The sequence below is a fragment of the Lysobacter sp. ESA13C genome (assembly GCF_019970005.1).
Lineage (GTDB): Bacteria > Pseudomonadota > Gammaproteobacteria > Xanthomonadales > Xanthomonadaceae > Lysobacter > Lysobacter antibioticus_B.
In genome coordinates, this window is sequence record NZ_JAHXYK010000010.1 from 114614 (window position 1) to 134924 (window position 20311).

At 66.2% G+C, this 20311-nt stretch carries 19 protein-coding genes and 1 tRNA gene; 4 read left to right on the top strand and 16 right to left on the bottom strand.

Translation table 11 applies throughout. The features are described 5' to 3' along the window. Positions 1-33: 33 nt before the first annotated feature. The 12 genes from LC490_RS18990 to grxD all read right to left on the bottom strand — a co-directional run bounded on the left by LC490_RS18990 (position 34) and on the right by grxD (position 14635). Positions 34-486 (bottom strand): type IV pilin protein, encoded by a 453-nt coding sequence (locus LC490_RS18990; protein ID WP_223621221.1) that lies wholly within the window; start codon positions 484-486, stop codon positions 34-36. A gap of 12 nt (positions 487-498) precedes the next feature. After that, complete coding sequence (locus LC490_RS18995; protein WP_223621222.1) at positions 499-4305, bottom strand: PilC/PilY family type IV pilus protein; 3807 nt, start codon at positions 4303-4305, stop codon at positions 499-501. Between the two features lie 10 nt (positions 4306-4315). Further along, positions 4316-4825 carry a PilX N-terminal domain-containing pilus assembly protein gene (locus LC490_RS19000; protein WP_223621223.1) on the bottom strand — a complete coding sequence of 170 codons (510 nt, stop codon included), beginning with the start codon at positions 4823-4825 and terminating at the stop codon, positions 4316-4318. Between the two features lie 8 nt (positions 4826-4833). Then, on the bottom strand, positions 4834-6063 hold the full coding sequence (locus LC490_RS19005) for a PilW family protein (RefSeq protein WP_223621224.1): 1230 nt from the start codon (positions 6061-6063) through the stop codon (positions 4834-4836). Next, positions 6060-6539, bottom strand: a complete 480-nt coding sequence (pilV, locus tag LC490_RS19010) for a type IV pilus modification protein PilV (protein ID WP_223621225.1) — start codon at positions 6537-6539, stop codon at positions 6060-6062. Before pilV ends, LC490_RS19005 begins: the two co-directional genes overlap by 4 nt. Next, positions 6536-7075: a GspH/FimT family pseudopilin gene (locus tag LC490_RS19015; RefSeq protein WP_343223025.1), complete on the bottom strand. Its 540-nt coding sequence runs from the start codon at positions 7073-7075 to the stop codon at positions 6536-6538. The genes pilV and LC490_RS19015 overlap by 4 nt, the downstream gene beginning before the upstream one ends. 569 nt (positions 7076-7644) lie before the next feature. Further along, positions 7645-7721 (bottom strand) — tRNA-Asn (locus LC490_RS19020). Positions 7722-7780: 59 nt separating this feature from the next. After that, entirely contained in the window at positions 7781-9163 is a 1383-nt protein-coding gene (ppnN, locus tag LC490_RS19025; RefSeq protein ID WP_031370397.1) for a nucleotide 5'-monophosphate nucleosidase PpnN, read from the bottom strand. A 203-nt stretch (positions 9164-9366) separates the two neighbouring features. Further along, positions 9367-12597, bottom strand: a complete 3231-nt coding sequence (locus LC490_RS19030; RefSeq protein WP_031370398.1) for a TonB-dependent receptor — start codon at positions 12595-12597, stop codon at positions 9367-9369. A 361-nt stretch (positions 12598-12958) separates the two neighbouring features. Further along, a complete protein-coding gene (locus LC490_RS19035; RefSeq protein WP_031370399.1) occupies positions 12959-13555 on the bottom strand; it encodes a YhgN family NAAT transporter in 597 nt (198 codons plus the stop codon). 13 nt (positions 13556-13568) lie between these two features. Then, positions 13569-14318 (bottom strand): SDR family NAD(P)-dependent oxidoreductase, encoded by a 750-nt coding sequence (locus LC490_RS19040; RefSeq protein WP_031370400.1) that lies wholly within the window; start codon positions 14316-14318, stop codon positions 13569-13571. After that, positions 14315-14635, bottom strand: a complete 321-nt coding sequence (gene grxD / locus LC490_RS19045; RefSeq protein ID WP_031370401.1) for a Grx4 family monothiol glutaredoxin — start codon at positions 14633-14635, stop codon at positions 14315-14317. The genes LC490_RS19040 and grxD overlap by 4 nt, the downstream gene beginning before the upstream one ends. 191 nt (positions 14636-14826) lie before the next feature. Between grxD and LC490_RS19050 the strand changes: the two genes are divergently transcribed. Then, on the top strand, positions 14827-15405 hold the full coding sequence (locus LC490_RS19050) for a Fe-Mn family superoxide dismutase (protein ID WP_057917359.1): 579 nt from the start codon (positions 14827-14829) through the stop codon (positions 15403-15405). Between the two features lie 125 nt (positions 15406-15530). On the opposite strand, the gene LC490_RS19055 is transcribed toward LC490_RS19050, so the two are convergent. Continuing rightward, entirely contained in the window at positions 15531-16670 is a 1140-nt protein-coding gene (locus LC490_RS19055) for a 5-(carboxyamino)imidazole ribonucleotide synthase (RefSeq protein ID WP_223621226.1), read from the bottom strand. Next, positions 16667-17185, bottom strand: coding sequence for a 5-(carboxyamino)imidazole ribonucleotide mutase (purE, locus tag LC490_RS19060; protein WP_223621227.1), 519 nt, complete (start codon positions 17183-17185; stop codon positions 16667-16669). Before purE ends, LC490_RS19055 begins: the two co-directional genes overlap by 4 nt. A 64-nt stretch (positions 17186-17249) precedes the next feature. On the opposite strand from purE, the gene LC490_RS19065 reads away from it, so the two are divergent. From LC490_RS19065 to LC490_RS19075, 3 genes are read left to right on the top strand one after another with little or no spacing between them, the layout of a single operon-like run. After that, positions 17250-17519: a Trm112 family protein gene (locus tag LC490_RS19065; RefSeq protein WP_223621228.1), complete on the top strand. Its 270-nt coding sequence runs from the start codon at positions 17250-17252 to the stop codon at positions 17517-17519. Next, complete coding sequence (gene nadC / locus LC490_RS19070) at positions 17516-18394, top strand: carboxylating nicotinate-nucleotide diphosphorylase (protein ID WP_223621229.1); 879 nt, start codon at positions 17516-17518, stop codon at positions 18392-18394. Before LC490_RS19065 ends, nadC begins: the two co-directional genes overlap by 4 nt. A 40-nt stretch (positions 18395-18434) precedes the next feature. Further along, positions 18435-18758, top strand: coding sequence for a DUF3301 domain-containing protein (locus LC490_RS19075; RefSeq protein ID WP_031370407.1), 324 nt, complete (start codon positions 18435-18437; stop codon positions 18756-18758). A gap of 284 nt (positions 18759-19042) precedes the next feature. Here the strand turns inward: LC490_RS19075 and LC490_RS19080 are convergent, their stop codons facing one another. Together LC490_RS19080 and LC490_RS19085 are read right to left on the bottom strand one after the other, a co-directional pair. Beyond that, positions 19043-19534, bottom strand: a complete 492-nt coding sequence (locus tag LC490_RS19080; RefSeq protein WP_057917353.1) for a ClpXP protease specificity-enhancing factor — start codon at positions 19532-19534, stop codon at positions 19043-19045. A 117-nt stretch (positions 19535-19651) separates the two neighbouring features. Next, on the bottom strand, positions 19652-20287 hold the full coding sequence (locus LC490_RS19085) for a glutathione S-transferase N-terminal domain-containing protein (RefSeq protein ID WP_031370409.1): 636 nt from the start codon (positions 20285-20287) through the stop codon (positions 19652-19654). Positions 20288-20311: the final 24 nt, after the last annotated feature.

Consider the following 20311-nt stretch of genomic DNA (forward strand, 5'->3'; position numbering starts at 1 on the left):
TCAGGGAGCGGGCCTTCGTTCACCGATCGCGGATCAGTTGAGGTTCCAACACTCCTTCAGTGAAGCGTCGTTCGGTGTTTTCACCCCGGTGTTGGTGATGCCCAGCGTGCCGCATTTGTCCTTGCTTTGGCCGGTGCTGGCGCTCGGCACCGCCTGCAAGCTGAACGTGCTCGCGGTGGGCGCCCCGTTCAACGAGATCGTGTAATGGGCGGTATCGCCGACCTGAGGCGACTTGGTCGGCGCGCCGATGGTGGCCAAATCCGCTCCCACATACGTGTTGCGCATCGTATAGAAACGCTCCATCGCCTGAGCGGCCTCGGCCAGGTCCGCTTTGGCTTGGCCTCGACGGCTCTTGCGCACGCTGTCCTGGTAGGTCGGCACAGCGATGCCGACCAGGATGCCGATGATGGCCACGACGACCATGAGTTCCAACAAGGTGAAACCCCGCTGGACGCGTACCGCCGCTTTCGCAAACTGCTGCTTCATGTCCGCTCCTGTTTATCGAATCTGGCGCCAGGACTGGCGTCCGCACGGCCTGGGCAGATAGATCGGCTGCGAGCCGGAAGTCTGGACCATCACCGAGCACTTGGCCGCGACCGCCTTGGCGATCTCCTCGTCGGTCGCAGTGACAGGCAGGATGTCGGATGCTCCGGTCGCCGCCACGCTTACTTCCGTGACCGGCGCGGTGCCGGTGCCACTGCCCTGGCGCTTGAGCTTGACCGCGCCCACCCCTTCGCCGAAGCGGTTACCCGTGGCCGAGCCGATGCGTGCATTCGACATGCCGCCGGCGCCGCTGAGCGCATCCAGACCATACAGCCAGTTGTTACCGTCGGTCGAACAACCGTCGGTGCTATTCGGGTCGTAGGTCGGGAAGAACAGGATGCCGTTCTGCAGACGAGGCTTGCCGATGAAGCGCTCGCCGGTCGCGACCGGGTTGCCGTTCGCCCCCGCATCCACGCCCAGATTGATGTACCAACCCTTCTTGGTCGCGTTCAGGCGATCGCCGGTGACGAAGCGCAGCACGGCCCCGGTGGTATCGCGTTCTTCCTTGATGTACTGGGGCTGCAGCTCGTTGCGCCCGGCGACCACCGCGCCCCTGTCGATGATGCCGTACACGCTCTGCATCGCCTTGTCGCCGGGGTCGTCGGTGAAGGAGAAACTGCCGGTACCGAACAGGACCATTACGTCGTTGCCGACCGTGGTCGCCTCCAACCCGCCGAGGATCGGCTGGCGCAGGCTGTAGTTGTCGTTGTAGCGAGCGACGAACAGCGGCTGGCCACCGAATCCCACGCTGTTGTCGCGCAGGTCGAACTTCCACACCGCGCCGTTGAGGTCGCCGGCATAGACCGTGTCGGCGAAGCCGTCGCGGACCTGGGTGGTGCTGGTGCCCTGGTAACGGTCGATCACCACTACGTTGCCAAGACCGTTCTTGGTCCGCGTCGGCAGGGTGCCGGTGGTTTCCTGAGCGGTGATGCGGGTGACTTTGCCATCGGCGACGTCGACCAGGAACAGCACGGCCTTGCCGTTCACGCTGTCGTAGCCGTTGCCGAAGATCGCCTTCCACTTGATCGCGCCGCCAGCTTCCTTGACTGGAACGATGGCGATCTTGCCCAGCACGCTGCCGATGTCCTTGGCCCCATTGGCATCGCCGGACAGGTCGTTGACCTCCCACAGCACGTTCAATGTCGACTGCTCGGTCACGTCGAGCGCGAACACGCCCCGCCCGCCGGCACCGACGCTGGCCGCGAGCACAGTCTTCCAAGCGCTACCGTTATGCGCGTCGGACACCGTGACCTGGCCGTCGACATAGTAGCGGTGCTGGAACACTTGGTCGTTGCGGTCGCCGGCGCGATACGGGAACAGCAGATTGCCCATATGACCCACCGAGGTCGCCGGGATATAGGCGAACTGCTCCTTGCCGGTGTCGCCATCGAAGGCGTGGAACATGCCGTCGTTCGCACCGACGTAGACGAAGGTCTTGCGGCTGGTGCGCTTGCTGTCGAGGTAGTTGGCGTAGTTCAGCACGTCCGGGGTCACGCCGTCGGCGCTGCGCAGGCCGCGATAACCGTAGTCGTCGCCCTTGGACGAGAGAATGGGACTCGAATTGACGATGTCGCCGAGCAAGGTGGTGCGCTTGCGCAGCTTGCCGCCGTCGTGAGCACGGCTGCCGCGCAGGTAGGCCACCGCCTCGGCGCCGGTGACGCCGCCGTCGATGCGGTTGAACTTACCGGCACAGTTCTGCAACGCATCGCTGCACAGCGCCGCGAGCACCGCAGTGTCGGTCGAGCCCAGTGCGGTGGCGGTGAAGTCGCCTACGGTGGGCTTGACGCTACCGGCCGTGGTCTTGCCGAACCGGACCGCGCGTCCCGCATCCGTCAATTGGGACGCCGCCTCCCATTTCTGGGCGAACGTGATGGTGCCAGCGACCGGGTTATGGGTCGCAGTGTAGGCGGTAAGCCGGCTGAACCAGTCGGTGCCGTTGTTGGCCGACTCGTAGATCGGCTCGACCGACAGGGTGTTCGTGCCGACGCGGGCGCCGGTCAGGCCGATGGTTCCCGAGGGGGTCGCGCCGCCGCCGACCGAGGCCAGGATCTCGCGCATCGCCGAGGTGATGTCGGCCGGCGTCGAGGCGTTGATGTATTTGCCACGCGCGTTCATGGTCGCGTGCCAGATCTCGTCGACCGTGCTGGGCGCATCGTTCTGGAAAGCGCGCCAAGCCGGATAGCCAGCCGGCGTGTAAGGGTCCGGCGTATTGGTGACCGGATTGTAGGTAACGCCGTAGATGTCGCCGCGCGCGCCCAGGGTCACGCCGTAGAAATTCATATGCGGATCGGCGCGGCAATCCAGCTTGGGGTCGTTCGGCGTGGTCTTGCAGGCTTCCGGCACAGGCACCTTGCCCAAACCCAGGTCGCTACGCAGTGTGGTCTTGTAATACAGCGCGGCGGTGTCGGCCAGCGTATTGGGGTGCCCATCGGCGAGCGGCGCCGGCATGTCCGCATCGTGCGAGCCGACATTGGGACCGCCGCCGTTGCTGTAGCCGTCGGTGAACAGCATGCCGGCGTTGATCTGACAGGCGAACTTCACCGGGGCACCCGCGTCGGTGCGCAGGAACTGCTTGCCGATGTGCTCGACGGCGAAGCGGTTGGGGGTGCCGCCAGAAGCGTTCAGAGTCAGCAGCTTCTCGTTGTAGAGCGCCGCCTTATCGGCCGCCACGGACATATCCCGCATCGTTACGTCGGTGTAGCTGGTCGGATTGATCGTGAACATGCCGACGCGCATCTTCTCGGTGCGCTCGAGCGACAAGGTCAGAGCGGCTTTCATCGCGCGGTTGCGATTGCCGTAGAAACTGAACCAATTGGCGAAGTTCTGGATCGCCGGAGCGTACGCGCCTGCGGCGAAGTTGGCCGACTTGATTTCGTATTTGTACAGATTGCAACCGCTACCGCAGGCGTTCGTAGCAGTGGTGGGCGTCGCGGTATAGCCCCATGCAGCTCCCGCCGTAGCAGACTTGAGGTAGACCGTCGCGGGGTAGTACTCGATCGCCACCTCGCAGGCCGTGGTCAGGGTCCGGGCGGAACCCAACGTATTCCAACCGCCGCCGCTCAGTCCGCCGCAGCCGCCGTCGTCGTAAGTCTGATACACGGTTCCTTGCGGCAGGATCGCACCCTGCGGAACCAGGAAATGCTCTTCGCGGGTTGCGTTGGAACGCCAGTTGGATGCCAGATTGATGGTACGAGCGCCGTCGTCGGGATCAACCCGGGTCGCCGTGACGCTCGCCTGCGGATAATCGACGATCTCGTTGGAAGCATTGGGTCGCTTCCATGGCGAGTAAGTCACCAGCGGATTGAAGTAAGCGGGATTGAGGTCCGGCGAACGGGCGAAGCCGAAGTTGTCGATCGGCGCGATCGCCCGGCGATTGCCGTCGATGCGATACCCTCGGGACGGAATGGTGTGGTGGTACCCGTTCATGTCGCCATTGGTCGGCTGACCGTTGGCGTATTCGATCTCGTTGGCGACGCGTAGACGCGCACTGGCGCCGGTGCCGGTGAAGTAGCCATTGGTGGCCCTGGAACCGTAGTCCCAGAAGGCTGCGCCATCCTGTCCCGGGAACAGGGTCTGGAAGGTCATCGAACCGGAGTTGTCGACCGCCATGACGAACGCGGGCGGCACGGTGACGCTGGAATTCAGCGGCACCTGCGCCAGCGAACCGCCGGCCTGAATGGCGTTGGCGTTGTAGAGCCAGTAGCCGGTGCCGGCGAGGGCCAACACGAGCGGAACGGCGATGTAGACGCGCGGGGAAGTCATGGCGATACCCTCAGGGCACGAAAATGGTGTCGATGACGGCGTCCGAACCCGGGTTCGCGCCGCGGTCCACGGCGTAGGCCGTGACCTGGAAGATCAGATTGGTGTTCTCGCTGACCGGCGCGGTGCCCATGCCGATGCCGCCGCCGGAAACGCATTCGTCGATGCGGCGGGTATAGCTGAGCTTGGCCGGCAACGGGTTGGCGTACTTGAGCTTCTCGGCCCAAGCCGAGGGATCGAAGCCAGTGGTGCAAACCGATTCATCCAGGTCAATGGACTCGGTACCCGCGCTCTGGACTTGGCGCCTCAGGTCACTTTCCTTACCGCGCGCACGTCCCTCGGCGTTCTGGAACGCCATGTTGGTCGAACGGTAGCTGCCGGTCATGCGTTCCTGCAAACCGGTCACCTGCATCGCGGTAATGCCGAGCAACGCCAACAGGATCAGCATGATCAGGGCGACGTACAGCACCGCGCCCCGCTGAGCGCGGGGAGCGGCGAACGGACGAGTACGGATCGTATTCATGGCGGGCCTCAATTTCCGTACAGCCGGTTGCGCAAGGCGATATTGGTTTCGTACACGGAGCGGTAGCGCTGGTCGTCCGGCAATGTCAGCTGGGTCCCGAGCGAACGCGGCGCGGCCGTACGTTGCTGCGCCGAGGCAGCATCGGTGCTACGGATCAACAGGCCTACCTGCATGCCACCGACGCGCTGCCAGCCGCCGGTGCTGTCGTTGGTCGGCAGCAGGGCCGCCGCCGTGCGGATACCGTCGATGACGCCGGTCGGCGGCTGCGTCGGGTCGCTGACCATGTCCTGCGCGAACAGCAACTGCATGTTCTCGACGCTTTCGACGACTTCTTCGGCGATACCGCCGATCAACGTCACCGCTGCGGTGCCGGGAGCTGCGTTGAAACGCGCCCGGTACAAGGTCGGCTCTTCCACACCGCCGGGTCGAACCTTCAGTCCGACGTAGTAGACGAGCGTCTCAGCGCGGTACAGGCGCGCCTGACCCGAAGCGAACGTATCCGAACCGTCGAAACCGATCTGATTGACGCCGGCGGTGCGTACGGTCACGACCTTGGCGCCGCCGACGTCGGCGATCGCATTGGCCTGGAACATCACGACCGAGCGGCAATCGGCGATGCCGAACAAGCCCGGGTTATCCACGCCCCGCGTCAGCACGCCCCACTGCGTCGGATTGACCCGGATCGTCGCTGGATTGCCGGTGGTGAAGCCGGTGACTTCGGCGCTTTCCGGCGACAGGAAGCGCAGCACGAGGATGTCGCTGCCGCGGATCGGCACCGGGTTCAAGGCGCCGAAGAACTGGCTTTCTACGGCCGGCACCCAATCGCCGGCGGCGCCTTTGACCGGCTTTGCCGATAGGTTCAAGGTATCCGCGGGCCCGGTGTTGCGGGCTTCATACCCGCGCACCGAGTAATCGAAGCGCAGCGGCAGCCGATCGACGGGGATGTCCGCATAGTTGTTCCGATTGCCCAGGAACAGTTCCCCGAACATGCCGTTGCCGGCATAGAAATGGGCCTGGTCGGATACGCAGCCGAAGTGACCGCTCATGCGCGCGTCGCGCTGCAAGGCATCGATCGCGAAGCGCGAACTCTCCTGGGCGCGGGCGAGCCCTTGCGCCATCTGGTAAGAGGCGCGGGAAGCCGAAAATATTTCCACCAGGCCGAGCATCAGCACACCGCTCAACAACAAAGCCACCATCAGCTCGATCAGCGACAAACCCAGTTGCGGTCGACGGCTCACAGCGCGCTCCTCATCTCGAATTCGGTTCCCTCGGCGCCGACTCTCCAACGCTTGTCATCGTCCCAGGTGATTACGATGCTGACGGTCTTGTCGGGCTTGACCTCGACTACCGCCTTGCCGCTCTCGCCCAGGGCTTCGCGCATCCGGCAGGTGAACGCCGCTTTGCGGTCGTCCGGCGTGACCTTGTCGATCCTCGCGCAACTCGCGTTCGCGGCCGCCGACGAGGCCAAATAGGTGCCGGAGTACTTGGCCGCCAGCAGGCGGTTCGAACGAATGTCGTCGAGCAGATCGCTGGACAGGTTGGTAGCGATGGTGCGCTGGTTGGCGCTCTGCGACAGACGCAGGTTGGTCGTCTGCAGCATCGCGAGGCCGAGCAGCCCCAGCCCGAGCACCAGCACGGCCATCAGCACCTCGATCAGGCTGAGACCGCGTTGCGTTCTCAGGGACGTCGCGCCACGGGAAAGTCGACGGCTCATGGGCAGTTCTCCCTAGTCACGCTAACGCGGCCGATACGGTTGATGTCGAAGGCTCGGACGTTGCCGGCGCCGGCCTTGCAGGTGGACGCCTTCATTGAGAAGTTGAAGTTGGCGACGACGACGCCGGTCGGCGTCTTTTCGACGGCGCGCCCGCGGTCGTCGAAACCGATCGCGCTGATGGTGCCCATGCTGAGAGCGATTCCTTCCTGCGGCTCGATCACCCGTTTGACTTCGGCAGCAGTCCGCGCGCCATCGCCGTTTTCGTCGGTCCACACCAACATGCCTTCGGCCCAGTTCGTACCGCAGTCGGTTCTGGCCGTATTGCTCGGGCAAACCCAGGACTGGCTTTTGCTGCGCACGGCCTCCGCGCGGGCAAGATTGATCGTCGCCAGCATCTGGTTGGTCGCCGTCGACACGCGGTTGGAGCGGATCGATTCGGTAAACGTAGGCAGCGCCAGGGCCAACAGGATCGCAGCGATCCCGATCGTGACCATGAGCTCGATCAGTGTGAAGCCGGCAGCCCGACGCATTGGCATGAGCGGTTCTCTTCCCCAGAGGACATGAGGGATGCTAACAGCGGCTCCTGGCCCCAAATGGCACACTACCGACGAGCGGTCGGGCTGGGTTGGCCAGTGGTTTCGGGGCTGGAAATATCCCGACCTGCGTCACGCCGCAAGCGGCTTCCCGGCAGCCGATGCGCGAAATCCGGACGGGCCGAGCCGGGCCGGGCGGCTCGGCCAGCGCTTCGGGACGGTGTGGCGGCTGGGTCCCTAGGGTCGGCCGACACAGCGGCCCCTGCCTCATCCCTTCGGGCGACCGGCATCCGGAGCGGTCGGCGACTCCTTCCGGGCTACCGCGCGGTTTGCCGAGCGCATCCGCCCACGGGCGAAGCGACACTGCACTCCGCCGTCTATCGCATGCTCAGGCATCGGGGCATACGCGTCGAATCCGCGCCCAATCCGACGCGATCGTCGCAAGATGACTTGCGAGCCGAGCTTCGGCGCATTCGTCGACAGACTCGCTGAACGCCGGACTTTCCTGGAGAACCGCACAGGAAGCGAACCAACAAAAAAGGCCTCGCATTTCTGCGAGGCCTTCCGGTATTTGGCGCCCGAAGTTGGACTCGAACCAACGACCCCCTGATTAACAGTCAAGTGCTCTAACCGGCTGAGCTATTCGGGCGGGGCTGCATATGATGCTCAATGCCCCGCCCTTCGTCAACACTTCGGAGCGAAATTAACTCAGGTTACGACGCGGTAGCAGGGGCGGTATTCACCGGCGATCTTCATCCGGCGCTGCTCGACGAAAGCCCGCAGCAAGGCATCCAGCGACTGCATCATGTCGTGGTCGCCGTGGATCTCGAACGGGCCGAATTCCTCGATGCGGCGCATGCCGTCCTCCTTGACGTTGCCGGCGACGATGCCCGAAAACGCCCTGCGCAAGTCGGCCGCCAGTTCGTGCGGCTTGCGGCCGTGGTGCAGGTCCAGCGCCGCCATCGCCTCGTGGGTCGGAATGAACGGCTTCTGGAAGGTCAGCGGGATGTCGATCGACCAGTTGAAGAAGAACGAATCCTTGTGCTCGATGCGGTTCTCGCGGACCCGGCGGATGCCGGCGGCCATGCGCTTGGCCACGCGCTCGGGGTCGCCGACGATGATCTCGTAGCGCGAGGTCGCCGCCTCGCCCAGGGTCAGGCGCAGGAAACGGTCGATCTGCTCGAAATACGGGGCCGAGGCGGTCGGGCCGGTCAGGATCAGCGGGAACGGCAGCTCGGCGTTTTCCTCGCGCAGCAGGATGCCCAGCAGGTACAGGATTTCCTCGGCCGTGCCGACGCCGCCCGGGAACACGATGATGCCGTGGCCCATGCGGACGAAGGCCTCCAGGCGCTTCTCGATGTCCGGCATGATCACCAGGTGGTTGACGATCGGGTTCGGCGACTCGGCGGCGATGATGCCCGGCTCGGTGATGCCGATGTAGCGCACGCGGCGCTTGCGCTGCTTGGCGTGGGCGATGGTGGCGCCCTTCATCGGCCCCTTCATCGCGCCCGGGCCGCAGCCGGTGCAGATATCCAGGCCGCGCAGGCCAAGCTCGTAGCCGACTTGCTTGGTGTAGATGTATTCGTCGCGCGAGATCGAGTGGCCGCCCCAGCACACGACCAGGTTAGGGTCGGCCGGGTGCAGGATGCGCGCGTTGCGCAGCAGGCCGAACACCGAGTCGGTGAGGCCGTCGCTGCTGTCGAGGTCGCGGCCACCGCCCTTGTCGAGCTCCATGGCGGTATAGGCCAGGTCGCGGACCACGGCGAACAGCAGTTCGGCGACGCCGCGGATGATCTCGCCGTCGACGAAGGCCATCGCCGGCGCATGGCGCAGGTCGATGCGCACGCCGCGGTCCTGCTGGTGCACTTCGATATCGAAATCGGGATACAGCTCACGCGCGGCGCGCGGATCGTCGGAGGCGCTGCCGCTGGTCAGCACCGCCAGGGCGCAACGGCGCAGCAGGTCGTGCATGCCGGTGGAGGCGTCGCGCAGGCGCGCGACCTCGTCGCGGGACAGGACATCGAGCCCGCCCTTGGGATAGATGCGGGCGTTGACCGTCGGCAGGACGGCCGCTATGGGGGTTGCGGTCATTGCGTTTTTCTCTGCTTTTTTCATCGATTAGTGGGAAAGGACTCTAGCAGTTCGGGGTCGGGCTGCGGCGGCCGCCCCGTCCGCCGGACCGGTCCGCGGCCGTGCCGCCCCACCCTGTCCGGCCGCGAATGCTGCGGCCCCACAAAAGGGAAACGGCCGGGGTCGCCCCCGGCCGTTTCCGTTGTCGCCAGATACCGCAAGAATCAGAAGCGGTAGTGGAAGCTCAGCTGAGCCGCCCAGCGCGAGATGCCCTTCTCGTCGTAGATCTGTTCCGGATCGGGCTTGGTGAAGCGGTAGATGTACTTGCCGGTCGCCGGGTCGATACCGCCGTAATCGACGATACCGCGCATACCCGGGAACGCGACCTCTTCGATCTGTCCCCAATCCTTGTTCAACAGGTTGCCGACGTTGAGGATGTCGAGCGCGAGCTCGGCCTTGTGGCCTTCCCAGAAGCCCGGGAATTCCTGGGCGATGTGCAGGTCGAACTGGTTGACCCACTTGCCGCGCACTGCGTTGCGCTGGGCGACCTGGCCGCCGTGGCTGCGCAGGTACTCGTCGCTGTTGTAGAACTGCCAGAACGCTGCCTCTTCGGCGGCATTGCGGAACAGTACGTCGCCCGGGCCCTTCGGGATGTACATCAGGTCGTTGAAGCGGCCGTCGCCGTTGGCGTCGTTGTCGAACGCATAGCTGTACGGACGACCCGAACGGCCTTCGTAGAACAGCGAGACGATGGTGTTGTTGTCGCCGAAGAAGGCGTGCTTCCAGTTCAGCGAAGCGGTGAAGCGGTCGCGGACTTCGTAGCTGGAACGCGCGCTGACTTCTTCGTTGGCCTGGAACACGGCGACGTTGCCGAGCTGCGAGCTTGAGGTCGAGCTGGTCAGCGGGCTGACTTCGTCGGCATGCGTGTAGGTGTAGGCGACGCTCCAGCTCCAGTCGCTGTTGTTGAACGGCTTGTTCAACGACAGGGTGAACTGCTGGCTTTCGCCCTTGCCGGTCTGGCGGGCGATGATCGCGTCGTTATAAGCCGTCGCACGCCGCGCGCGGGCATTGGTGCGGCTGTTGGTGCAGGCCGAACCGTTCAGGCCGGTTTCGCGCAGGCAGGCGGTGCCGTCGGCGTTCCAGCTGGCCGCGGCCAGGCCGTTCGCGTCCCAATAGATGTTGCGGCCGTCCTGGCCGACCTTGGTGACGCCGCCCAGGTTGAGCTGCTGGTAGTACAGCGCGTCGTTGACCGAGGTCACCACCGCTTCGGCGGCGGCGACGATGCCGTACCACGGCAGTTCGGTATCGAACGCCAGGTTGGCCTTCCATACCGACGGCAGGCTCATGTCCTTTTCGATGAAGTCGACCGACTGGGTCGCGCCGGCGGCGCCGCCGGCGGCGTTGACCAGGCCCAGCTGGGCGTCCGGGTTCGGGCTGAAATCATTGATGCCGTTGGTGAACACGTAGTCGGTGTACGACACGCCGTTGTTCGAGTACGGGTTGGCCAGCCACACGGTCGGGGTGCCGCCGCGGAACAGGCCGATGCCGCCGCGCAGCTGGGTCGGACGCTCGCTGTCGAAGGTGTAGTTGAAGCCGAAGCGCGGCGCGATCAGGTCGGTGCCGTCGATGTTGTTGTCGTTGCGGGTGCCGAACAACGCCGAAGCCGCCGGGTTGAAGACCGGGCGGTCGTCGACGATGGCGCGGTCGTAGCGCAGGCCGAAGGTCAGGCTCAACTTGTCGTTGACCGCCCAGGTGTCCTGCAGGAACACGCCGACGTTCTTCTGAGTGAAGGTCGCGGCCATGTTGTCGAGGTCGCCGCCGCGCGGGTAGAACAGCTGGTAGCGGCTGGAACGACGGGCCTTGTAATCGGCGACGCTGTTGAAGGTGTAGACGCCGTTCACGCGACGGCCGAACAGGTTGTAGACCTCGTTCGACTCGTAGTCGGCGCCGAACTTGACGGTGTGGTCGCCGAGGAACAGGTTACCGGCGAAGAAACCGTTCCAGGTCTTGGTCTCGAGGACGTTGACGTGGGTGTTCTCTTCGGTACCCAGGTTCAGCGTGTTGCTGCCGAAACGGATGGCGATGGCCGGCAGGTCGAAGCGCGGGCTGCGCACGGCCGAGTAGTCGCGGTACGAGACCTTGGCTTCGGTCGAGAAGACGTCGGTCCAGTCGCTGAACAGCTGCGCGGTGTAGGTCTTGAACTCGAAGTCGTTGACGTAGTGATACGAGTTCAGCGCCAACGAGTTGGTGCCGAAGCCCTGCAGGAACGCGGTGCTCTGCTCGCTCTTGGCGTAGCGGAAGTTGGCGCGGTGCTTGTCGCTGATGTTCCAGTCGAACTTGATGCCGTACTCTTCGGTATCGGTGTCCAGCGCCGGCAGTGCCAGGCTGCCCGGGTCGAAGCCGTACAGGCTCTTCGAGGCCGAGATCACCTCGTCGATCTGCGCCTGGGTGATGTTGACGATGTTGTTGGCGCCGGAGCCCGCAGGACCGAAGCTGGAGTTGCCGGTGAATACTTCCTTACCGGTGTACTTCTCGTAGTTGGCGAAGAAGAACAGCTTGTCCTTGACCAGCGGGCCGCCGAAGGTGGCGCCGAAGGTGCTTTCGCTGTCGAACAACTGCGGACGCACGTCGTTCTGGTTCTTGCCCGACCAGTCGTTGTCGCGGTAGACGCCGTAGATCGAACCGTGGAATTCGTTGGTGCCCGACTTGGTCACGGCGTTGATCACGCCGCCGGTGCCGCCGGAGATGGTCACGTCGTAGTTGGCGACGTCGACCGCCACTTCGTCGATCACGTCCATCGAGAACGGCTGGCGCGGGGTCGGCAGGCCGTTGCCGCCAAGGCCGAAGGAGTCGTTGGTGCTGATGCCGTCGACGCGGATCACGTTGTAGCGCGGGTTCTGGCCGCCGACCGAGATCTCGTTGCGCGACTTGTCGGTGACGACGACGCGCGGGTCGAGGCGGACGAAGTCCTGCAGGTTGCGGTTGATGGTCGGCATCGACTCCAGCTGATCGCGGGTGAGGATCGAGCCGGCGCCCATCTTGTTGGACGAGAACACTTCCGAACCGAGGGCGGCGACGGCCTGCACGGCATCCAGGGTGGTGACCTGGTTGTTCAGTGCGACGTCGACTTCGTTGACCTTGTCCAGATTCAGGAACACGCCGTCCTGGCTGGCGGTGCCGGAGCCTTCCTTGTTGATGACGACCGTGTACGGACCGCCGACGCGCAGACCGCGCGCGTTGTAGCGGCCGTCGGCGCCGGTCGTGGCGCGGCTGACCGTGCCCGACTCGGAGTGGGTGATGGTGACTTCGGCACCCGCGACCGGCTGGCCGTCGGCGCCGAGGACGCGGCCGGCGAGGCCTGCGGAAGTGCTCTGCGCGAAGACCGGCGCAGTGGCGAGAACGGCAAGCAGGCCAAGCGTGAGCTTGGACAACCGGACGCGGTTCGGATGAGTCATTACGGTGACCTCGGGATGTGGAATGCGTGGCGGAGTTGGGCAGGCGCGGCTCTGCGCCGCTGCCGTGCTCTAAGTTGGATTGGCTAGCCCCTACCCGGACGGCGCGTGGCCGCTGGGTTAACAGCAGTTTAACAGGCTAGGGGGGAGGTGTGACAGAGACGTGACGCCGTTCATGGCTTGTCACACGGTGACTGCAGTCAAAGCTGAACGGGCACGTCCGACAAAGCAGGAGTGAGAAGTGAGAAGTGAAGAGCCAGGGAGAAGGCGGTAGCCCCAGGGCTCAGCCTGCTGAGGTCCGGGACAGCCTTGAAACGGAGCCGAGCCACTCACTGCTCACTCCTCCCCACTCACTCCCAGCCCCTCAGGGCGGCGAGATCTGCAGGTAGGTGCCCAGGCCGTCGAGGACCATCTGCACCGAGATCGCGACCAGCAGCATGCCCATCAGTCGCTCGATCGCGATCAGGGCGCGGCGGCCGAGCAGCTTGTACAACAAGGTGGCCGAGAACAGGATCGCCGCGGTCGCGCCCCAGGCGATCAGCAGGGCCAGGCTCCAGTCGGTCAGGCGCGAGGGGTCGTTGCTGCCCATCAACATGACCGCGGCCATGCCCGAGGGGCCGGCCACCAACGGGATCGCCATCGGCACGATGAAGGGCTCGCCGTCGGGCAGCTCGCCCATCAGCCCTTCCGGCGGCGGGAAGATCATGCGGATGCCGATCAGGAACAGGACGATGCCGCCGGCGATCGAGACCGACTCCTGGCGCAGGTGCATCAGGTCCAGGGCGTACTTGCCGCCCCACAGGAACAGCATCAGCACGCCGAGCGCGATCAGCAGCTCGCGCGCAAGCACGATCCGCTGGCGCTTGGGCGGCAGGCCGCGCAGCAGGCTCAGGAACACCGGGATGTTCCCGAGCGGGTCGAGAATGATGAACAGCAGCAGCGCGGCCGAGGCAATCGTCATGGGCGGTTGGCCGTCATGGGGTCGGCGCCCAGACCTGGCCGCGATGCACGGCGCCTTCGGGCGCCAGCAAGGTCACGCAGGCCGAGGCATAGGCCGCGGGATCGCGGGCACTGCGGTCGCTGTCTTCGACATAGGCGCGCGAACGCAGGCCGGTGCGCATCGGTCCGGGACGCAGGCCGGCTACGCGGATACTCGAATTGACCAGTTCGGCGTGCAACATGCCGACCAGTGCCGCCAGGCCGTGCTGGGCCGCGCCGTAGCCGCCCCAATAAGCCTGGCCGACGCGCTGCGGGTCGTCGAGCGCGAACACCAGCGCCGCATCGGCCGACTTGGCCATCAGCGGCAGGCAGGCCTGCGACAGCCACCACGGCGCGGTGAGATTGACGTGCACGGCGCGCGCGAACGCGGCCGGGTCGGTCTGCGCCAGCGGCGTCAGGCCGGGGAAATCAGCGGCGCAATGCAGCACCCCGTCGAGGCGGCCGAGCTCGCTTTCGATGCGCGCGGCCATTTCGGCGTAGTCGTCGGGCTGCGCGCCTTCCAGGTCGAGCGGATACAGCAGCGGCTCCGGGCCGAGTTGGGCGACCGCGTCGTAGACCCGGTTCAACTTCGGCAGCTTGCGCCCGAGCAGGACCAGGGTCGCGCCGGCGCTCGCGCAGGCGGCGGCCGCGGCCGCGCCGAGTCCGCCGGCCGCCCCGGTCACCAGGACGACGCGGCCGGCCAGGGCCTGCTGCGTCGTCGCCGTCGTGGCTGCCGTCGAACTCACTGCGCCTGGGTCTCGCTGATCATGCGCGCCAGCTCGCCGGACTCGTACAGCTCCATGGTGATGTCGCAACCGCCGATCAGCTCGCCGTGGATGAAGAGCTGCGGGAAGGTCGGCCAGTTCGAGTAACGCGGCAGATTCGCGCGCACTTCCGGGTCTTCCAGCACATTGACCGTATGCAGCGTGGTCGCGCCGGCGGCCTTGAGCGCCTGCACGGCACGGCTGGAAAAACCGCACATCGGGAACTGCGCGGTGCCCTTCATGAACAACACGATCGGGTGGGCTTCGACTTCGGCCTGGATCCGTTCCATAACGGACATGGGTACTGCTCCTGCGATGGTTTGTTGCCGACTTTGACGGTTCAGCAACGAAACGTGGGGATAGAATATGAATTGTAAGCCTACATGGCGCCGCCGACGCGTCCGTCCGGGAATGGTTTCATGCCCGGAACGGACTGCCGCCTGCGGCGTCCCTGCTAGCCAGCCCCCCGAATTCTGCAAGGAGCCCGCCAATGGCCATCGAATTGCCCGCCCTGCCCTACGACCGCACCGCGCTCGAGCCCACCATCTCCGCCGAGACCATCGACTTCCACTACGGCAAGCACCACAAGGCCTACGTCGACAATCTCAACAAGATGATCGAGGGCACCGAGTTCGCCGCGCTGTCGCTGGAAGAGATCATCAAGAAGTCGCAGGGCGGCATGTTCAACAACGCCGCGCAGATCTGGAACCACACCTTCTACTGGAACTGCCTGTCGCCCAAGGGTGGCGGCGAGCCGACCGGCAAGCTGGCCGAGCTGATCAACAAGGCCTTCGGCGACTTCGCCAAGTTCAAGGAAGAGTTCACCAAGACCGCCGTCGGCACCTTCGGCTCGGGCTGGGGCTGGCTGGTGCAGCGTCCGGACGGCTCGCTCGCCCTGGTCAGCACGCCCAACGCGGCGACCCCGCTGACCGGCGAAGACACCGCCCTGCTGACCTGCGACGTCTGGGAACACGCCTACTACATCGACTACCGCAACGCCCGTCCGAAGTACGTCGAGGCGTTCTGGAACCTGGTCAACTGGGACTTCGTCGCTTCCAACCTGAAGTAAGCGCAAGCCTCATCGCAATACCAAACGGCCGGGGAAACCCGGCCGTTTTTCATTGACCCGTCGGCCGGGGAAACCCGGCCGTTTTCGTTGGCCCGCTCAGGCCGGACCAGCGCAAGCCAAGGGGATCACCCCAGCCGCTCGATCACCGGCGCGACCTGGTCCTGTCGCTGCAAACGCTCGCCGACCCGCTGCAGGGCCAGGGCGAGTTCGCCGGCGCTGTCGGCGCGCAGCGTCGCGTGGCCGACCTTGCGGCCCTCGCGCGAAGACTTGCCGTAATCGTGCCAATGCCCGCCGGCCTCGCTCAGCACCGGCCCGGCATCGGGCATGGCGCCGATCCAGTTGAGCATGCAGGCCACGCCGAGCATGCGCGTATCGCCCAAGGGCAGACCGAGCACGGCACGCAGATGGTTCTGGAACTGCGAGGTCTCGCTGCCTTCAATGGTCCAGTGCCCGGAGTTGTGCACGCGCGGCGCCAGTTCGTTGGCCAGCAGCACGCCGTCGCGGCAGAACAACTCCAGCGCGAACACACCGACGTAATCCAGCGCCTCGGCGAGCTTGCGCGCATACGAAATCGCGGTCGCGGCGAGCGCCTCGTCGGTGCGCGCCGGCGCCAGGCTGGCCGACAGCACGCCGTCGACATGCCAGTTTTCGGTGATCGGCCAGGAGCGGAACTCGCCGTCGCGGCCGCGCACCGCGACCACCGACAACTCGCGCTCGAAACGCACGAAACCTTCGAGGATCAGGCCGACCTTGTCGGCCTGCGGGCCGAGCGCGGCCCAGGCGGCGTCGGCATCGGCCGGCGTCTTGATCCGGAACTGGCCCTTGCCGTCGTAACCAAGGCGCCGGGTCTTGAGGATGCACGGCGTGCCGATGGTCGCGATCGCCTCGTTGAGCGCGGCGCGGGTATCGATCGCGGCGAAATCCGGCACCGGGATATCGAGTTCGCGAAACAGGGTCTTTTCGGCCAGGCGGTCCTGGGCCACGGCCAGCGCGCGCGGGCTCGGGAACACCGGCCTGCGTTCGGCCAGCCAGTGCGCGGACTCGGCCGGCACGTTCTCGAAATCGAACGTGGCGACGTCGATCTTCGAGGCGAATTCGTCGAGCGCGGCCTGGTCGGTGTAGTCGCCGACCACCATCGGCGCGAACTGGCCGGCGCAGGCATCGGCGGCGCTGTCGAGCACCAGGAAACGCAGCCCCAGGGGCGCGCCGGAAAGCGCGAGCATGCGGGCCAGTTGCCCACCTCCGAGAATACCGACGGTGGTCATTGGCGCGGATCGTCGTTGGCGAGCACCTCGTCGGTCTGACGGGCGCGGAACGCGGTCAGCGCCGCGCCGATCGCCGGGTACTCCGCCGACAGCAGCGCCGCGGCGAACAAGGCCGCATTGGCGGCGCCGGCGTTGCCGATGGCGAAGGTCGCCACCGGAATGCCGGCCGGCATCTGCACGATCGAGAGCAGCGAATCCATGCCGTTGAGGGCCTTGGACTGCACCGGCACGCCGAGCACCGGCACCGCGGTCTTGGCCGCCAGCATGCCCGGCAGATGCGCCGCGCCGCCGGCGCCGGCGATGATCGCGCGCAGACCGCGCGCCGCCGCCGTGTCGGCATATTCGAACAGCACGTCGGGCGTGCGGTGCGCCGAGACCACCCGGACCTCGTGCGGAACGCCGAGCGCTTCCAGCTTGGCGGCAGCGTGTTGCATCGTTTCCCAGTCAGAGCGCGAGCCCATGACGATGCCGACGAGCGCAGGAGGGGTGACGGGCGTTGCGGAAGCTGGAGACATGGGGCGTGCCTTGGCGCAAAGACGTATTCTAACGCCCTGTCCCGTCGTATCGGCACCGCACCGTATGGATCGCAAACTGCTCGACCTGCTCGTCTGCCCCTCCACGCGCCAACCCCTGTTCCCCCTCGAGAGCCGCGGCCTGCAGGCCCTGAACGCTGCCATCGGCGCCGGCGGCATCGTCCGCGGCAGCGGCGACGCCCAGTCCGAGCCCCTGCGCGAGGCCCTGGTGACCCGCGACCGCAAGATCGTCTACATCGTCGACGACGGCATTCCGCTGCTCGACGCCGAAAACGCCCTCGCCACGGCCCAGGTCGAAGGCTTCCCGGCCGCATGAACGCGCCCGCCCGCGACCTGAGCCCTCCGCCGGCCGCCGAGATCGAGGCCGATGTCGCCGACGCGCTGGCCGAGGACCTCGGCAGCGGCGACGTCACCGCCGACCTGCTGCCCGACATCGCCGACAGTGCCTATCTGCTGTGCAAGGAAGACGCCGTCGTCTGCGGCCGCCCCTGGTTCGAGGCCTGCCATCGCGCCCTCGACCCGGACGTGCGTATCGACTGGCGCGTGGCCGAAGGCGAGCGCGTGAGCAAAGGCACCGTGCTCGCCCTGCTGCACGGCCGCGCCCGCGCCCTGGTCAGCGCCGAACGCGCCTCGCTCAATTTCATGCAGACCCTGTCGGGCACGGCCACGGTCACCGCGAGCTACGTCGAGGCGGTGCGCGGCACCGGCACGCGCATCCTCGACACCCGCAAGACTCTGCCCGGGCTGCGCCTGGCGCAGAAGTACGCGGTGCGTGTCGGCGGCGGGGTCAACCACCGTATCGGCCTGTACGACACGGTCATGCTCAAGGAAAACCACGTCCGCGCGGCCGGCTCGATCAGCGCCGCGATCGCAGGCGCCCGCGCCAAGCATCCGCAACTGCCGCTGATCGTCGAAGTCGAATCGCTGGAGCAATTGCGCGAAGCGCTCGGCGCCGGCTGCGACCGCATCCTGATCGACGACTTCGACGCGCCGACCCGGCGCGAAGCCGTGCGCATCGCCCGCGCCGCTCCGTTCGATGGACGCATCCCGCTGGAAGTCTCCGGCGGCGTCGACCTGGCCGGCCTGCGCGCGATCGCCGAGGACGGCGTCGACTGCATTTCCATCGGCGCGCTGACCAAACATGTGCGCGCCATCGATCTTTCGTTGAAACTCGGGCCGCCGCCGGGTTGACCCCCTTGGCTTTGCGCCCGACCGTCGCCAGAACCCTGTCATGCCTACCTTGATCTTGTTGATGATCTTCGGCGCCGCCGCGTTCTCGTTCTGGAGCGCCGGCCGCGCCGCCGCCGAACGCGCCGAGACGGTCGGGCGCGACGCCTGCCTCAAGGCCGGCGTGCAGTGGCTGGACCAGAGCGTGCACGCGATCGGCCTGAAGCTGATCCGCCACGAGAGCGGCTGGCTCGGGTTCGAGCGCACCTTCCGCTTCGACTATTCGATCGACGGCGAAGATCGCCACGTCGGCCGCCTGATCCTGCGCGGCGAACGGCTGATCGCCTTCAGCGGCCCGGTGACGCGGGCGCCGACGCAGTTGCATTGAGCGACGTGGCCCAGGGGCGGCTTGGCTTCAAGGGTAGGAGCGGCGCAAGCCGCGACCGCGCCGATGCGATAGCCGGCGTACCCATCCAACAAACCGATGCTCCCGTCGCGATGCAGACCAGGACGTAGCACCGCAAGGCGAAGCTTCGCGGTCGCGGCTCACGCCGCTCCTACAAAGGGTTACGCAGGCCTGATCAAGAACGGCGCAAGCCGCGGCCGCGCCGCCAAAATCGCGCCGCCAAGATCCGGCGCGGCTAGCGCAGGCGAAACAACGCCGACCAGCGCTTACTTGACGATGCGCAGATGTCCGCCGCGACGCGGGCTTGGCGTCTGCGGGCCGCCATCGTCGTCGCCCTCCGGCGCCGGGTCGTTCGGCACCGAACTCAACATCGGCGGCGCCGAGTCGATCTCGTCATGGCCTTCGTCGAGCGCCGACTCTTCCATGCCCACGTCTTCCGGCAAGGCCATGCCCTGCCCGGTTTCGCGCGCATAGATCGCCAGCACCGCACCGACCGGCACCGATACCGGATGGCTGACGCCGCCGAAGCGCGCGCTGAAGCGGATCAGGTCGTTGCCCATTTCCAGATGCGAGACCGCGCGGGCGGCGACGTTGAGGACGATCTTGCCGTCCTTGACCGCATGCGCCGGCACCTGCACCGACGGACGCGTGGCGTCGACGAGCAGATGCGGGGTCATGCCGTTATCGGCGATCCACTCGTACAGCGCCCGCAACAGGTAGGGGCGGTGGCTGGTCATCGGAGCACTGCTTTCGGTCATACGCACATTTTAGCGTCATGACGACGTGAACGACGAGGCCGTCCCGTGCGATTACGGCCCCGTCCGTCGCGTCCCCGGTGCGGCCGCGCCGACGCGGCCCGGCCGCCCGGCCCCAGCTCAGGTCGGCATGTCGCGCAGCTTGCGTTCCTGGTCGGTCAGGCTGCGGGTGAAACCGGGGTTGCGGAAGATGCGGTTGCCGTAGTCCTCGATCGCCTTGCCGTCCTTCGGCATGGGCACGTCGAGCGAGGGCAGGCGCCAGATGATCGGCGCCATGGCGCAATCGGCCAGGCTCATTTCGGGGTTCAGGAAGAACTTGCTGGCCTTGAACAGCGGCACCGAGGCGGTCAGCAGTTCCTTGAGGCGCTTACGCGCGGCTTCGGCCTGGGCCTTGTTGCCCATCTGGATGGCCTGGACCTGCGGCACCCAGTCGTGTTCCAGGCGCAGCATCGCCAGGCGCAGGCGCGCCCGCGACAGCGGGTCGACCGGCATCAGCGGCGGGTGCGGATAGCGCTCGTCGAGGTATTCGCTGACCACGCTGGCCGCGTACAGGACCAGGTCGCGCTCGACCAGGGTCGGGACGGAGTGATACGGGTTGAGGTCGACGAGGTCTTCGGGCGGATTCTGCGGATCGACCGGTATCAGGTCGTAGGTGACGCCTTTCGCCGCCAGCACCAGCCGGACCCGATGGCACAGCACGCAGTCGGTGGACGAAAACAGAGTCAGGGCATTACGCATACGGGGGCTCGCCGCCATCATCGACCTCTCCAGCGACCGGAA

What these genes read in the sequence shown, in the direction of transcription:
- LC490_RS19035 (WP_031370399.1), bottom strand. Translation starts at nt 13,555, where the DNA reads ATGACGATTGCCTCGGCCGCGCTGCTGCTGTTCATCATTCTCGACCCG.
- LC490_RS19055 (WP_223621226.1), bottom strand. Translation starts at nt 16,670, where the DNA reads ATGACCACCGTCGGTATTCTCGGAGGTGGGCAACTGGCCCGCATGCTC.
- purE (WP_223621227.1), bottom strand. Translation starts at nt 17,185, where the DNA reads ATGTCTCCAGCTTCCGCAACGCCCGTCACCCCTCCTGCGCTCGTCGGC.
- pilV (WP_223621225.1), bottom strand. Translation starts at nt 6,539, where the DNA reads ATGAGCCGTCGACTTTCCCGTGGCGCGACGTCCCTGAGAACGCAACGC.
- nadC (WP_223621229.1), top strand. Translation starts at nt 17,516, where the DNA reads ATGAACGCGCCCGCCCGCGACCTGAGCCCTCCGCCGGCCGCCGAGATC.
- LC490_RS18995 (WP_223621222.1), bottom strand. Translation starts at nt 4,305, where the DNA reads ATGACTTCCCCGCGCGTCTACATCGCCGTTCCGCTCGTGTTGGCCCTC.
- LC490_RS19030 (WP_031370398.1), bottom strand. Translation starts at nt 12,597, where the DNA reads ATGACTCATCCGAACCGCGTCCGGTTGTCCAAGCTCACGCTTGGCCTG.
- LC490_RS19050 (WP_057917359.1), top strand. Translation starts at nt 14,827, where the DNA reads ATGGCCATCGAATTGCCCGCCCTGCCCTACGACCGCACCGCGCTCGAG.
- ppnN (WP_031370397.1), bottom strand. Translation starts at nt 9,163, where the DNA reads ATGACCGCAACCCCCATAGCGGCCGTCCTGCCGACGGTCAACGCCCGC.
- LC490_RS19075 (WP_031370407.1), top strand. Translation starts at nt 18,435, where the DNA reads ATGCCTACCTTGATCTTGTTGATGATCTTCGGCGCCGCCGCGTTCTCG.
- LC490_RS19015 (WP_343223025.1), bottom strand. Translation starts at nt 7,075, where the DNA reads ATGCCAATGCGTCGGGCTGCCGGCTTCACACTGATCGAGCTCATGGTC.
- LC490_RS19065 (WP_223621228.1), top strand. Translation starts at nt 17,250, where the DNA reads ATGGATCGCAAACTGCTCGACCTGCTCGTCTGCCCCTCCACGCGCCAA.
- LC490_RS19085 (WP_031370409.1), bottom strand. Translation starts at nt 20,287, where the DNA reads ATGGCGGCGAGCCCCCGTATGCGTAATGCCCTGACTCTGTTTTCGTCC.
- LC490_RS19000 (WP_223621223.1), bottom strand. Translation starts at nt 4,825, where the DNA reads ATGAATACGATCCGTACTCGTCCGTTCGCCGCTCCCCGCGCTCAGCGG.
- grxD (WP_031370401.1), bottom strand. Translation starts at nt 14,635, where the DNA reads ATGTCCGTTATGGAACGGATCCAGGCCGAAGTCGAAGCCCACCCGATC.
- LC490_RS18990 (WP_223621221.1), bottom strand. Translation starts at nt 486, where the DNA reads ATGAAGCAGCAGTTTGCGAAAGCGGCGGTACGCGTCCAGCGGGGTTTC.
- LC490_RS19080 (WP_057917353.1), bottom strand. Translation starts at nt 19,534, where the DNA reads ATGACCGAAAGCAGTGCTCCGATGACCAGCCACCGCCCCTACCTGTTG.